Here is a 12,283-nt window from a genome sequence, read left to right as displayed (position 1 = left end):
GCGAGGCAACGGATGACCACCGTTGATCCGGCTCCCCCGCCGCCCATGCGGCTGAGGGAGCTCGTATTCGGAGCGGCCTGCGCCGCCGCCGTACGCGCGGCCGTGCGTCTGGGCGTTCCGGACGCCCTGGCCGACAGCCCCATGACCGTCGACGACCTGGCCGCCGAGGTGAAGACCCAGCCGCACACCCTGCGCCGGCTCCTGCGCGCACTGTCCTGCCAGGGCGTCTTCACCGAGAACCCCGACGGCACCTTCGAGCACACCGACATGTCCCGGCTGCTGCGCGAGGACGACCCGCACAGCCTGCGCTACATCGCCCTGTGGTGCACCGAGCCATGGACCTGGAACGTCTGGCCGCTGCTCGACGAGGCGGTGCGCTCCGGCCGTAACGTCTTCGAGGACGTGTACGACCAGGAGTTCTTCACCTACCTCAACGAATCCGCCCCCGAGTCCGCCCATGTCTTCAACCGGGCGATGACGACGTCCAGCGAGCAGTCCGCCCGTGACGTGGCCCTGCTCCTCGACCTCGACGACGCCTCCTCGGTCGTGGACATCGGAGGCGGCCAGGGGCACGTCGTGGCCAGCCTCCTGGAGAAGCACGCCCACCTCCACGGCACCCTGCTGGATCTGCCGGGCGTCGCGGAGAACGCCGACCCCCGGCTGCGCCCGGGCGGCGCACTGGCCGGCCGGGCCGACGTCATCGCCGGTGACTGCCGGGAGGCCGTCCCCGTCGAGGCGGACGTCTACATCATCAAGAACGTCCTGGAGTGGGACGACGACAGCACCCGCCGGGCCCTGGCGAACATCCGCGCAGCGGCGCGCCCCGGAGCCCGCGTCGTCGTCATCGAGAACCTCGTCGACGACACCCCGTCGATGCGGTTCACCACCGCCATGGACCTGCTGCTGCTCCTCAACGTCGGCGGGGCCAAGCACACCCGGCAGAGCATGGTCGACCGCCTGACCGGCGCAGGCCTGGTCATCGACGAGATCCGCCCGGTCAACGCCTATCTCCACGCCTTCGAGTGCACCGTGCCCGGCTGACTGAGAAGGCGCCGCAACACCCCGAGGCCGCCGGCTCCGCGACTGACGCGGGACCGGCGGCCTCGGGGTGTGCGGGCTCAGGAGCCGGCGCCGCGCTCCCAGCGGTAGAAGCACTGCGCCATGGCGTCCTTCGGGCTGCGCCAGGTGGCCGGGTCGTACGCACTGACGTACGCCTGCAGCTGCTCGCTGATACGGCGGAACTCGGGGTGCGAGGCCACCTTCGCGATGGCGGGCGCCGGGTCCTGCTCGGCCTCGATGAGGTGCAGGTACACGTCGTCCCCGAACTGGAACAGGCTGCGCCGGGCGACACCGACCAGATGGGGGAGTTCACCCCGGTCGGAGGCGGCGAACACGTCGGCGATGTCCGGCGCCGAGCCGGGCTTCATCCGGGCGACGATGAGGGCATGGTGCATGGGGTGTCCTTCCCTGTCCTTCCGGTGTCCTTCCGGTGTCCTTCGTGGACCGCCGCTCAGCGCGCGGACGCGACGGACGCGCTCTCGCTGTCGCGGGCGACCTGCTCGATCCGGTCCCGGATGAGGGCCATCTGCGTACGGGAGTTGCGGTTGATGTTGTCCGTCATCCACGCGTCGTCGACCGGGGCGTCGGGCTTCATCGCGAAGTCCTGCGTCCAGCGCATCTGCACACCGTCCGGCAGCTCCGCGTACTCCCACAGGATGTCCATGTGGGCGAAGGGCCCCGTCTCCACCCGGCGGGCGCGGACGATCCGCTTCTCGCGGTCTGGGGTGCGCTCCGACACCCAGCTCCACACCTTCCCGTTCTCGTCGGGGTGCATGGTGAGCCGGAACGTCGTGGTCTCGCCCTCGCGGGAGAGGACCTCCACGGACGCGTACTCGCTGAAGAGCCGCGGCCAGTTCTCCAGGTCGTTCGTCATCTCCCACACGAGGTCGAGGGGAGCGTCGATGGTGATGCTGTTCTCGGTGTGTCCGGCCATGTTCAGGCTCCAGCCGCGAGGGTGTTGTTGACGAGGTTCAGAAATTCCCGGGGCGTCTTGCAGCGCTCCGAGTCGGGGGGCAGCGAGTGGCCGTACCGGTTCTCCAGCTCGCCGACGATGCCGAGCAGACCGAGCGAGTCCAGGCCGAAGGAGTCGAACGGGGACTCCGCGCCCTCCTTGAGCTCCTGCGGGTCGACGGTGATGCCGGCCGCCTGCTTCATCAGGGCGGACAGCTCTTCGAAGGTCACTTTGGTGGTGATCATGGGTGACTGCTCCTTCCCCGCCCGGATCTACCGGGCGGAATCGTCACCGCGGCGCACGACCAGCGCCGCGTTGGAGCCCATCAGTCCCCTGCTGAGGACGAGGGCGGTGCGCAGCTCGGCGGGGCGAGCATGCGACATCACCAGGTCGAGGTCGTGGCAGATGTCGAACACGTTGGGCGTCGGAGGGATCAGGCCGTGCTCCATGGCGAGCACCGCGGCCACCGTGTCCAGCACGGGCGCCGCACAGTAGGCACGGCCGATGCCCGTCTTGGGCGCCGTGACCGGGACCCGGGTGCCGCGCGCGCCGAAGACGTCGGCGATCGCCAGCGCCTCCGCGCGGTCCGCCTCCACGACGCCCATGGCGTCGGCGAACACCACGTCGATCTCCTCCGGAGCGCACTCCGCCTCGTCGAGGGCGCCGCGGATCGCGCGGGCCAGGCCCTCCCGGGACTCCGCCCAGCGGGAGGCCCCGGTGAACGTGGCGGCGTGCCCGGCCACGCTGGCCCGTACGGGCACCCCGCGCTCGCGGGCCCGGTCCTCGTCCTCGACGACGAGCAGGGCGCCGCCCTCGGCGGGCACGAAGCCGCACGCCTTCTCGGTGAACGGGCGGTAGGCGCGGTCAGGGTCGTCGAGGGTGCTGAGTTCGGGGTAGCCGAGCTGGCACACCATCGAGTACGGGGCGAGGGGCGCCTCCGCGGCGCCCACGACCATGACATCGGTGCCGCGCTGCACGGCCCGGCCCGCGTGCGCGAGGGAGTCCAGACCGCCCGCCTCGTCGCTCGCCACCACCCCGCAGGGCCCCTTGAGGCCGCCGCGGATGGAGATCTGGCCGGTGCTCGCGGCGTAGAACCAGGCGATGGACTGGTAGGGGCCGACGAACTTGGAGCCCTGGCCCCACAGTTTCTGCAGTTCGCGCTGGCCGAACTCACCGCCACCGGATCCGGCGGCGGTGACCACCCCGATCGAGAAGGGCTCCGCGGTGTCACCGCCGAGCCCGGCGTCGTCGAGGGCGAGGGCGGCCGCGGCCATCGCGAAGTGGCTGAACCGGTCGGTCTGCACCAGGAACCGGTCCTCGATCAGGGCCGCGGGGTCGAAGGACCGGACCTCGCCCGCCACCCGCAGCGGCAGATGATCGCAGCCCTCGCGGCCGATCAGGTCCAGGACGGTGAGGCCTTCCCGGACGGACTTCCAGTAGGCGTCGGTCCGCAGTCCGTTGGGCGCGATCACACCGATGCCGGTGACGGCAGCGCGCCGGGGGCGCCGATTGCTCATCGTGTCCTCCCGCCCGTCCCCGTCAGCAGCACCGCGGACTGGAAGCCGCCGAACCCGCTGCCGACGGAGAGCACGTTGTTCAGCTTCCGTGGCCGCGCGGTGCGCGGCACGTAGTCCAGGTCGCACTCCGGGTCGGGGGTCTCGTAGTTCGCTGTCGGCGGCACGACCTGGTGCTGGAGCGCGAGCACGCACGCGACCACCTCGATCGCGCCGATCGCACCCAGCGAGTGCCCCACCATCGACTTGATGGAGCTCATGGGCGTCTCATGGGCGTGTGCCCCCAGCGACCGCTTCACGGCGGCCGTCTCGTGCCGGTCGTTCTGCCGGGTGCCGGACCCGTGCGCGTTGACGTAGTCGATCCGCGTGGGGTCGATACGGGCCTGGTCGAGCGTGCTGTCGATCGCCCGGGCCATCTCCAGACCCTCACTGGTCAGACCGGTCATGTGGTAGGCGTTGCCGTAGGTGGCGTAGCCGCTGATCTCGCAGTGGATCTCCGCCCCGCGGGCCCGCGCGTGCTCGTACTCCTCGAGGACGAGCACCGCCGCGCCCTCGCCCATCACGAACCCGTCGCGGTGGGCGTCGAACGGACGGGAGGCGTGCTCGGGGTCGTCGTTGTTCGGCGACGTCGCCTTGATGGCGTCGAAGCAGGCCATCGTGATCGGTGAGATCGGCGAGTCCGACGCCCCCGCGATGCAGACGTCGGCGCGGCCCTCCGCGATGGTGTGGAAGGCGTAGCCGACCGCGTCGAGGCCGGAGGTGCAGCCCGTGGAGACGGTCTGCACCGGGCCCCGGGCGTCGAACCGCTCGGCGACGACCGAGGCGAGGGCGCTGGGCGAGAAGGCCAGATGCAGCTTCGGCTCCGCCTTCCGGTGGTCCACGTCCCAGCGCCGGCCGCGCTCACTGACCCGTACGTAGTCGCTTTCCAGCCGGGTGGTGCCGCCGACCGCGCTGCCCAGGGACACCGCGGTACGCCAGGGATCCACGGCCCCGGTGTCCAGACCGGAGTCGCGCACGGCCTCCCCGGCGGCGACTACGGCGAACTGGATGTAGCGGTCCGCGTGCTGGCACAGCTCCGCGTCCAGGCCGTGCTCGAAGGGGTCGAAGTCGCACTCGGCGGCTATGCGTGAACGCAGGCCCGCCGGATCGAACAGGGTGATGCCGCGGGTCGCGGTGCGGCCGGCTGCGAGAAGATCCCAGAACGCCGTCGCTCCGATGCCGCCGGGAGCGACCACACCTATACCGGTGACGGCCACTCGCCGGGTCATTTTATGGCCTCGCTCGGCTCGGCCGGCCGGCCGTGCTCGGCACCACCGACCTTCAACTGCGGTCCGGCGACGGCGCTTTCGGTCTCCTCGGTGTCCACATGGCCGAGGCTCGGATGCGGTGCGAGCGGCCCCAGGTGGAACACCATGCGGGCCTCCCGCTCGCCGACATTGCGGAAGCGGTGCCGCATGTCGACCGGGATCAGCAGTGCCTGCTCGGCGCGGAGCGCGAACGGCTCGCCGTCCAGATCCACTTCGAGCGCGCCGCTGACGACGTACACGAACTCCTCGGAGTACGGGTGGTAGTGCTCGCCGATCCGTTCGCCGGGCTTGATGATGGCCAGGCCCATGAACCCGCTGGTGGAGCCCACGGTGGCCGGCGTGAGCAGGGTCCTGAGGTCACCTCCGCGCCGTCGGTTGGGTTCCGTCTCGCTCAGGTCCACGATGCGTGGATGCTGCTTGGACATGGTTGATACCTCCGGGTGTGCCGGTGACGCCGGGGCGGGAACGGCCCGCGGACGTCACCGCGGTCGACCATCAGGAATCCGCAGAGCTGCGGTCGGTGACGGGCAGCATGTCGGCGTGCGCCAGCAGGCGGTTGAGGGTGCGCTCGGAGTCCAGGGCGCCCTCGACGCCGATCGCGGCGCCGTCCAGCAGACGCTCCAGCTCCGCCGCCTTCCCCCGGCCCTTGATGCCGAGCGCCGCGGGCGGGTCCGAGTCGAGTTCGGCGATGACGTCGACCAGACGCACCACGATGTCGTCCCGCTGGAACACCGTGCTCGCGAACACCGGGCTGTCCGGGTCGTCGGCCGCGGTCTCGTCCTGGTGGGCGAGGAACCGGGCCAGGTCCATGCCACGGCCCTCGACGGCCGGGTAGTACAGCGCGTGCCGCCGCAGCCCGGCGGGCTCCGGCCGACCGGCCGTCACATGGTGGACGGCGGGGAGCGCGGCCCGGGTGAAGAACACCCGCGCGGACTCGGGGTCGGTCAGATCCCGCTCCTGCTCCAGATAGGGGTTGATGGCCTCCTCGACCGCCCGCACCTCCGGCTGCCGGGCGACGTGGCGCAGCGCGGCCAGCAGGTCGCCCTCCACCTCCACCGCCCGCACGACACGGTTGCCGTGCATGAACAACGAGGTGCGGCGCAGCCGCGTGGTGTCGTCGACCTGCGCCTTGGGCGACTTGTAACCGGCCAGCAGCTCCGCGACCTTGGACTCGGACCCCGGCTTGACGGTGAAGGTGAGGGCGTGGCGCGCCACACCCTCGCCCACACGGGCAGCCGTCTGGAGCCCCGCCGAGGCGGCCCCCGGGGTGAGCGGCCGGCCCGGCTGGGTCTCGCGGAGGATGCTGTAGCGCATCGACCGCGTGTCGCGGACGCAGCTGTGCATCGGCCGTACGGTCTCGACATGCTCCTCGCTGTTCACCCACGCGAGGAACGGCGGGGCGCTCTCCCACTCGCTGGTGATCAGCCACTGCGAGGGGTTCTCGATCGACTGGCACAGCTGGTCACTGATGTGACCGGGGACGGACGCGACCTTGTTGCGCATGTGCTCGTAGGCGTCGAGGAACTGCTCCTGGGCTCCCTCGTACAGATCGAGCAGCAGGATCACCCGCAGCCTGGAGCCGTCGAAGGCCGATTGCGCTATGCGTCCCGACATGGTCATCCGGCGCACCTCTCCTCTTCATCGCGAAACCCCGGCACGGGGCCTCTTCAGGAAGCTCTTCACGGAAGGTCAGGAACGACCGCCGTGTCCGATGGGCCGGGGTCGCCATGTGTCGATGGTTTACGCCACTCCCGAAGCGCGCGAGCGACACGGGGCACCCGGGTGAACCCCGCGCCATCCGGGTGCAGCCCGGACACGCACGCGTCCCTACCGGGCATGGAATGTGCGTCCCCGTTCCCCAGCCCGTCCCGGGCCACGCTGGAGGCGTTGCAATGAACCCATCCGACACGACCGGCGAGGCGGTTCACCGCACGCCCGTCCTCATCGTCGGCGGCTCCCTGGTGGGGCTGTCCATGTCCCTGTTCCTGGGGCGGCTGGGGGTGCCGCACACACTCGTCGAACGCCACGCGGGCACGTCGATCCACCCGCGCGGCCGGGGCAACAACGTGCGCACGATGGAGCTGTTCCGGACCGCCCGGGTGGACCGGCGCATCGCGGAGGCCGCGTCGGTGCTGGCGGACAACCACGGCATCCTGCAGACGCCGACCCTGGTGGGCGACGCCGGCGAGTGGCTGTTCCGGGAGATCGACCCCGGCGGCGGGCTCGCCCGCTTCAGCCCGACCGGATGGTGCCTGTGCAGCCAGAACGACCTCGAACCCGTGCTGCTGAAGAGCGCCCGGGAACTCGGCGGGGACCTGCGCTTCGGCACCGAGATGATGTCCTTCGACCAGGACCCCGACGGGGTGACGGCGCAGGTCAAGAGCCGTGAGACGGGCGAGCACACCACCATCCGGGCGGACTACCTGGTCGCCGCGGACGGTCCGCGCAGCCCCGTCCGGGAGCGGCTCGGCATCGGGCAGAACGGCCCCGGCGACCTGTTCCACAACGTCAGCGTCACCTTCACCTCCCGGGACCTCGCCGATGTCGTCGGCGACCGGAAGTTCATCGTCTGCTACCTCACGAGCCCGGACGCCGACGGCGCCCTGCTCCCGGTGGACAACCGTGAGCACTGGGTGTTCCACGCCCCCTGGCACCCCGAACACGGCGAAACGCTCGAGGAGTTCACCGACGAGCGGTGCGCCGCCCACATCCGGCGGGCCGTCGGCGTACCGGACCTCGATGTGACGATCACCGGACGGGCCGCCTGGCACGCTGCCGAGCGGGTCGCCGAACGGTACACCGAGGGCAGGGTGTTCCTGGCCGGTGACTCGGCCCACGAGATGTCGCCCACCGGGGCGTTCGGCTCCAACACCGGGATCCAGGACGCCCACAACCTGGCCTGGAAGCTGGCCGCCGTGCTGGACGGGCGGGCGGGACCGGCCCTGCTCGACTCCTACGACGCCGAGCGCCGGCCCGTCGCCGAGGCGACCAGCGCGCGCGCCTCGTCCCGTTCGGTGGAGCACAGCCATCCCGGGTACACGCCGGCCGCGGCGACCGGTGCGATGCCCGGCCGCAAGGGCGGGATTCTCAACGTGGCGCTGGGGTACCGGTACCCGCGCGGTGCGGTGCTGGGGGCCGATCCTGCGGCGCCGGTGGTTCCCGACGCGCTTTGTCTGACCGGGGAGCCCGGTACTCGTGCTCCTCATCTGTGGGTGGACCGCGCGGGCACGCGGATCTCCACGCTGGATCTGTACGAGCGGTCGCTGGTTCTGCTGAGCGGGGAGGACGGGGCCTGGCATGAGGCGGCCACCGGGCTGGCTCTGCCGGTCGAGTCCTACCGGGTCGGGGAGGGTCCCGATGCGGACCTGACCGCCGAGTCCGGCGTGGACTGGGCCGGTGCGCACGGCATCGCCCGTGACGGTGCGGTGCTGGTCCGTCCGGACGGGTTCGTGGGCTGGCGGCATGTTTCGGGTCCGGCTGACCCGGCGAAGGCGTTGCGCGAGGCGGTTACGGCGCTTCTCTCGCGCGCCTGAGGGTTCTCCCGCGGTTGCGCCGGGCGGGGGGTGTTCGCGCAGCCCGGCGCTTACGGGGTGCCGTCGCGCCCACCCGTGCCGCCCCAGCGGCACGACTGCCCGCGGATGGCGGGGGCAGCGCGGATTGGGGCGGCGGCGCGGATTGCGGGGGCAACGGCACGACTGCCCGCGGATGGCGGCGGGAGCGGCATGACTGCCCGCGGGTGGCGGCGGGAGCGGCATGACTGCCCGCGGATTGCGGGTCAGCCGCCGCCGATGCCTCCCTGGCGGCCGCGTTCTGACTTTGACTGGTGTTGTTCGAAGCGTTGGAGGGCGGGGCCGTCGATGTTCCAGGGCCAGGGGGTGACCGTGCCCTGTAGGGCCTGGAAGACCGGGTGGGCGTCGGCGGCCCGCCCCGCGGCGCAGAGCGCGTATGCCAGGACGTTCAGGTCCGCCGGCGCCGCCATGTGCTGGAAGAAGCCCGGCTTCGCCCACAGCGTGGCCGCCTGCTCCAGCGCGGCCGCGATCTGGCCGCCCTCCCACAGCTGACCGGCGGTCATGGCCCGTACCCCGCCCTGCGTCAGCAGCCCCTGGTACTGACGGACGGCCGCGGTCAACTCGACCGCCGCGCACGGCGCGTTGGCCGGGATCCGGGTGCGCACCACGTCGATGAAGTCGAGGACGGACGCGCTGGACCCGCCTTCCTCCGGCGACAGATACGCGAGCATCTGGAAGTACGCCTCACGGTGCCAGCGGTCGCGTCCGGTGGCCTCCCGCCAGATGGCGTTCACATCGTTCTGGCCGTACCGCTCGATCCGCGACACACCGAGCAGCGCCACCCACGGCAGCGGGTCCTCGGGTCCGAGGTCGGCGGCCCGGTGGCACTGGGACACCAGCTGTCCGGCGTCTTCCAAATGCCCGTCCCGCAGCCCGCGCGCCAGCCCGGTCCAGGCGTGGAACACCAGGGCGTCGGCGCTGTTCGGCTCCCTGTCCAGCCAGGCCGCGGCGATCCCCGTGTCCGCCGTCGCCGTGGCCAGTACGGACACCCGGTGGCTGCGGCTGTCCCAGTGGTCCTCGGTCTCCTCCAGCAGCGACGCCGCCAGCGCCACGTCGGCCGATTTGCCACTCCCACTCCGCTTGCTCAACTTGCCCAGCACGCGCGCAAGTTCGGCGTCGTCGAGGGCCGGATTGATACGGGGACGTCTGCTGGTGCGACTGCTGAAGAGGGGCATGCCGGAAGACTAGGAACTGCGTGTGCCCCGGCAAGCCGTACGGGGCGATCGTTATCGTTCTGCCCCTTACCGCCGGTCAGCCGGGCAGAACGGGGCGGGGCCGGACATCCCGCCGGCCCCGCCCCTCACTCCCGCTCTGCGCCCGTGGCCTCCCGGCTCAGACCGCCGGGGCCGGGTACGTCGGGTACTCCACGCCCGAGACGTACTGGACGACCCGGACCACCTGGCAGGAGTAGCCGAACTCGTTGTCGTACCAGAGGTAGAGGATCGCGTTGTCGCCCTCGACCTTGAGCGCGCCGGCGTCGACGATCGAGGCGTGCCGCGAGCCGATGAAGTCGCTGGAGACGGCGTCGGGGGCGCTGATGAAGTCGATCTGACGCTTCAGCGGCGAGGTCAGCGACACCTTGCGGAGGTGGTCGAGGACCTCCTGGCGGTTGGTCGCGCGGGCCAGCTGGAGGTTGAGGATCGCGATCGAGACGTCCGGCACGGGAACCCGGATGGAGCTGCCCGTGATCGTCGCGTCGAGGTCGGGCAGTGCCTTGGCGACGGCCGACGCGGCACCCGTCTCGGTGATCACCATGTTCATCGGCGCCGAACGGCCGCGGCGCTCCGACTTGTGGTAGTTGTCCAGCAGGTTCTGGTCGTTGGTGAACGAGTGCACCGTCTCCACGTGCCCGCGCAGCACACCGTACTCGTCCGCCATGGCCTTCAGCGGCGGGACGATCGCGTTGGTGGTGCAGGACGCGCAGGACAGGATCTGCTCGTCCGGCTTCAGGGTGTCGTGGTTGACGCCGTGCACGATGTTGGGCACGTCCCCCTTGCCCGGCGCGGTCAGCACCACCTTGTCGACTCCGGGACGCAGGTGCTGCGAGAGACCCTCACGGTCGCGCCACTTGCCGGTGTTGTCGATGAGGATGGCGTTCTTGATGCCGTACGCCGTGTAGTCGACCTCGGTGGGGTCGTTCGCGTAGATCACCTTGATGGTGTTGCCGTTGGCGACGATCGTGTCGTTCGCCTCGTCCACGGTGATCGTGCCCTGGAACTGGCCGTGCACGGAATCGCGGCGCAGCAGCGAGGCCCGCTTGACGATGTCCTGCTCGCCGCCCCGGCGAACCACGATCGCGCGCAGACGCAGTCCGTTGCCGGAGCCCGACTTCTCGATCAGCAGACGCGCCAGGAGACGGCCGATGCGGCCGAAGCCGTAGAGGACGACGTCGCGCGGCTCACGGCGCTCGATCTTGTTGGCGCCGGTCGCGCCGGCGACGGCCTCGGCGGTGAACTCGGCCACCGACAGCCCCCGGTCGTCGGCGCGGTGGGCCTCGGCGAGCAGGCCGATGTCGATCTGGGACGGGCCGAGGTCGAGGGTGGTGAGCGCCTGCAGGAAGGGCAGCGTCTCGGTGACCGAGAGCTCCTCGCCGGCGATCTGCCGGGCGAAGCGGTGGGTCTTGAGGATGCTGACCACCGACTTGTTCACCAAGGAACGGCTGTGCAGCAGGACGGTCACGTCCCGCTCCCGGTGCAGCTTCCCGATGATCGGGATCATTGACTCCGCGATCTCCTCGCGGTGCTTCCAATGGGTGAACGAGTCTTCGTTGACAGTCACAGGATCATCTTTCGAGCTAGAGGGTGCTCAAATGATAGCGATGTTGTCGGGGCGGTTCTGAGGGGGTGTCCGCCGGGCACGGGAAACCCGGAACTCGCAGGGTTGCGCGACATCCGAACGGGTACGCGTGCAGCACTGTGCCCGGGGCGGATCTTGTCCCGGGTGGGCCCGCACGACCTCCGCTACCAGGGAATCTGCCATGGAGACACCAGCGCACGAGAACAACGCCCCCACGCCCGCCCAGCGGGCCCTGGACACCTTGTCCGAGAACACCGAGGACTCGGCGGCGCTGGACGCCCTCGCGAACAGCGACGTTCTGATCCCGGTTCCCGACGACGCGGGCGACCAGGAGGCCGCCGATCCGGGCGCCGTGGCACTGCCGGTGCTGGAGCAGCCCGGTGGCACCCAGGTGGTGCCCGTGTTCACGTCCGAAGTGGAGATGGCCGGCCTGCTGCCGTTCGTCTCCCGCTACCGTCTGGTGCCGCTCGGCGCGCTCGCCGCGCAGTGGCCCGCCGACGACCTGTCCCTGACCATCGACGGCAGCTCCGAGCACCGTCTCACCCTCACCTCCGAGGGGGTACGCACCCTGCTGGCCCGTCCCTGAACCGGCGCTACCGCGCCGGCCCGCGCGCTACTCGCCCAGTGCGCGGGCCAGGGCGGCACGCTGCACCGGCAGGGCTTCGGCGTGCAAGGCGCGGCCCTTGTCGGTGAGCGCCACATAGACGCCGCGCCGGTCCTCCAGGCACAGGGTGCGCTCGAGAAGGCCGTCCCGCTCCAGCCGGGCGATGAGACGCGACAGCGCGCTCTGGCTGAGGTGCACCCGGCCCACCAGGTTCTGCACCCGGCACGGCTCGCCTCCCCCGTGAGGGGCGGTGGCGAGCAGGTCGAGCACCTCGAAGTCGGACGCCCCGAGGCCGTACGGATTCAGCGCACGGTCGATCTCGCCCAGAGTGCGCGCGTGCACCGCGAGGATGTCACGCCACCGTTCCTCGAGCCGCGCTCCGGCCGTCTTCGCTGCCATAGGGGAACGGTAACACTCGTTCCATTTTCAATGAACCTGCAAGGGGTAGGGCGATCAGCGTGCCCCCGCCCGAACGGGCTTGT

The 12,283-nt window shown here is 70.9% G+C and carries 13 protein-coding genes; 3 read left to right on the top strand and 10 right to left on the bottom strand.

The genetic code is table 11. The annotated features are described in order from the left end of the window. Positions 1-12 precede the first annotated feature (12 nt). Positions 13-1,041 (top strand): methyltransferase, encoded by a 1,029-nt coding sequence (locus AB0L56_RS17855; protein ID WP_361032335.1) that lies wholly within the window; start codon positions 13-15, stop codon positions 1,039-1,041. Between the two features lie 77 nt (positions 1,042-1,118). Here the strand turns inward: AB0L56_RS17855 and AB0L56_RS17850 are convergent, their stop codons facing one another. The 7 genes from AB0L56_RS17850 to AB0L56_RS17820 all read right to left on the bottom strand — a co-directional run bounded on the left by AB0L56_RS17850 (position 1,119) and on the right by AB0L56_RS17820 (position 6,452). Then, complete coding sequence (locus AB0L56_RS17850) at positions 1,119-1,454, bottom strand: TcmI family type II polyketide cyclase (RefSeq protein WP_361032338.1); 336 nt, start codon at positions 1,452-1,454, stop codon at positions 1,119-1,121. 56 nt (positions 1,455-1,510) lie between these two features. Continuing rightward, on the bottom strand, positions 1,511-1,993 hold the full coding sequence (locus tag AB0L56_RS17845) for an SRPBCC family protein (RefSeq protein ID WP_361032341.1): 483 nt from the start codon (positions 1,991-1,993) through the stop codon (positions 1,511-1,513). A 2-nt stretch (positions 1,994-1,995) separates the two neighbouring features. After that, positions 1,996-2,256 carry an acyl carrier protein gene (locus tag AB0L56_RS17840; protein ID WP_361032344.1) on the bottom strand — a complete coding sequence of 87 codons (261 nt, stop codon included), beginning with the start codon at positions 2,254-2,256 and terminating at the stop codon, positions 1,996-1,998. 27 nt (positions 2,257-2,283) lie between these two features. After that, positions 2,284-3,528 (bottom strand): ketosynthase chain-length factor, encoded by a 1,245-nt coding sequence (locus AB0L56_RS17835; RefSeq protein ID WP_365424345.1) that lies wholly within the window; start codon positions 3,526-3,528, stop codon positions 2,284-2,286. Beyond that, entirely contained in the window at positions 3,525-4,793 is a 1,269-nt protein-coding gene (locus AB0L56_RS17830) for a beta-ketoacyl-[acyl-carrier-protein] synthase family protein (protein ID WP_365424343.1), read from the bottom strand. The genes AB0L56_RS17835 and AB0L56_RS17830 overlap by 4 nt, the downstream gene beginning before the upstream one ends. Further along, complete coding sequence (locus AB0L56_RS17825) at positions 4,790-5,257, bottom strand: cupin domain-containing protein (RefSeq protein WP_361032353.1); 468 nt, start codon at positions 5,255-5,257, stop codon at positions 4,790-4,792. Before AB0L56_RS17825 ends, AB0L56_RS17830 begins: the two co-directional genes overlap by 4 nt. Before the next feature lie 70 nt (positions 5,258-5,327). Next, positions 5,328-6,452 carry a SchA/CurD-like domain-containing protein gene (locus AB0L56_RS17820; protein WP_361032356.1) on the bottom strand — a complete coding sequence of 375 codons (1,125 nt, stop codon included), beginning with the start codon at positions 6,450-6,452 and terminating at the stop codon, positions 5,328-5,330. Between the two features lie 272 nt (positions 6,453-6,724). On the opposite strand from AB0L56_RS17820, the gene AB0L56_RS17815 reads away from it, so the two are divergent. After that, positions 6,725-8,365 carry an FAD-dependent monooxygenase gene (locus tag AB0L56_RS17815; protein ID WP_365424341.1) on the top strand — a complete coding sequence of 547 codons (1,641 nt, stop codon included), beginning with the start codon at positions 6,725-6,727 and terminating at the stop codon, positions 8,363-8,365. 242 nt (positions 8,366-8,607) lie between these two features. Here the strand turns inward: AB0L56_RS17815 and AB0L56_RS17810 are convergent, their stop codons facing one another. Both AB0L56_RS17810 and AB0L56_RS17805 read right to left on the bottom strand, forming a co-directional pair. Beyond that, positions 8,608-9,576, bottom strand: a complete 969-nt coding sequence (locus tag AB0L56_RS17810) for a hypothetical protein (RefSeq protein ID WP_365424339.1) — start codon at positions 9,574-9,576, stop codon at positions 8,608-8,610. A 157-nt stretch (positions 9,577-9,733) separates the two neighbouring features. Beyond that, the gene (locus AB0L56_RS17805; RefSeq protein ID WP_365424337.1) at positions 9,734-11,179 is read right to left on the bottom strand and encodes a glyceraldehyde-3-phosphate dehydrogenase; all 1,446 of its coding nucleotides are present in this window, start codon (positions 11,177-11,179) and stop codon (positions 9,734-9,736) included. A 199-nt stretch (positions 11,180-11,378) separates the two neighbouring features. Between AB0L56_RS17805 and AB0L56_RS17800 the strand changes: the two genes are divergently transcribed. Then, positions 11,379-11,783, top strand: a complete 405-nt coding sequence (locus AB0L56_RS17800; RefSeq protein ID WP_361032368.1) for an SseB family protein — start codon at positions 11,379-11,381, stop codon at positions 11,781-11,783. Between the two features lie 27 nt (positions 11,784-11,810). Here the strand turns inward: AB0L56_RS17800 and AB0L56_RS17795 are convergent, their stop codons facing one another. After that, entirely contained in the window at positions 11,811-12,200 is a 390-nt protein-coding gene (locus tag AB0L56_RS17795; RefSeq protein WP_365424335.1) for a MarR family transcriptional regulator, read from the bottom strand. Between the last annotated feature and the right edge of the window lie 83 nt (positions 12,201-12,283).

It is taken from the genome of Streptomyces sp. NPDC052079 (genome assembly GCF_040680275.1).
GTDB lineage: Bacteria > Actinomycetota > Actinomycetes > Streptomycetales > Streptomycetaceae > Streptomyces.
The sequence above is the reverse complement of the archived record's forward strand: the minus strand, read 5'-3'. Positions and strand labels throughout refer to the sequence as shown.

What these genes read in the sequence shown, in the direction of transcription:
- AB0L56_RS17810 (WP_365424339.1), bottom strand. Translation starts at nt 9,576, where the DNA reads ATGCCCCTCTTCAGCAGTCGCACCAGCAGACGTCCCCGTATCAATCCG.
- AB0L56_RS17840 (WP_361032344.1), bottom strand. Translation starts at nt 2,256, where the DNA reads ATGATCACCACCAAAGTGACCTTCGAAGAGCTGTCCGCCCTGATGAAG.
- AB0L56_RS17845 (WP_361032341.1), bottom strand. Translation starts at nt 1,993, where the DNA reads ATGGCCGGACACACCGAGAACAGCATCACCATCGACGCTCCCCTCGAC.
- AB0L56_RS17830 (WP_365424343.1), bottom strand. Translation starts at nt 4,793, where the DNA reads ATGACCCGGCGAGTGGCCGTCACCGGTATAGGTGTGGTCGCTCCCGGC.
- AB0L56_RS17800 (WP_361032368.1), top strand. Translation starts at nt 11,379, where the DNA reads ATGGAGACACCAGCGCACGAGAACAACGCCCCCACGCCCGCCCAGCGG.
- AB0L56_RS17820 (WP_361032356.1), bottom strand. Translation starts at nt 6,452, where the DNA reads ATGACCATGTCGGGACGCATAGCGCAATCGGCCTTCGACGGCTCCAGG.
- AB0L56_RS17815 (WP_365424341.1), top strand. Translation starts at nt 6,725, where the DNA reads ATGAACCCATCCGACACGACCGGCGAGGCGGTTCACCGCACGCCCGTC.
- AB0L56_RS17835 (WP_365424345.1), bottom strand. Translation starts at nt 3,528, where the DNA reads ATGAGCAATCGGCGCCCCCGGCGCGCTGCCGTCACCGGCATCGGTGTG.
- AB0L56_RS17855 (WP_361032335.1), top strand. Translation starts at nt 13, where the DNA reads ATGACCACCGTTGATCCGGCTCCCCCGCCGCCCATGCGGCTGAGGGAG.
- AB0L56_RS17850 (WP_361032338.1), bottom strand. Translation starts at nt 1,454, where the DNA reads ATGCACCATGCCCTCATCGTCGCCCGGATGAAGCCCGGCTCGGCGCCG.
- AB0L56_RS17825 (WP_361032353.1), bottom strand. Translation starts at nt 5,257, where the DNA reads ATGTCCAAGCAGCATCCACGCATCGTGGACCTGAGCGAGACGGAACCC.
- AB0L56_RS17795 (WP_365424335.1), bottom strand. Translation starts at nt 12,200, where the DNA reads ATGGCAGCGAAGACGGCCGGAGCGCGGCTCGAGGAACGGTGGCGTGAC.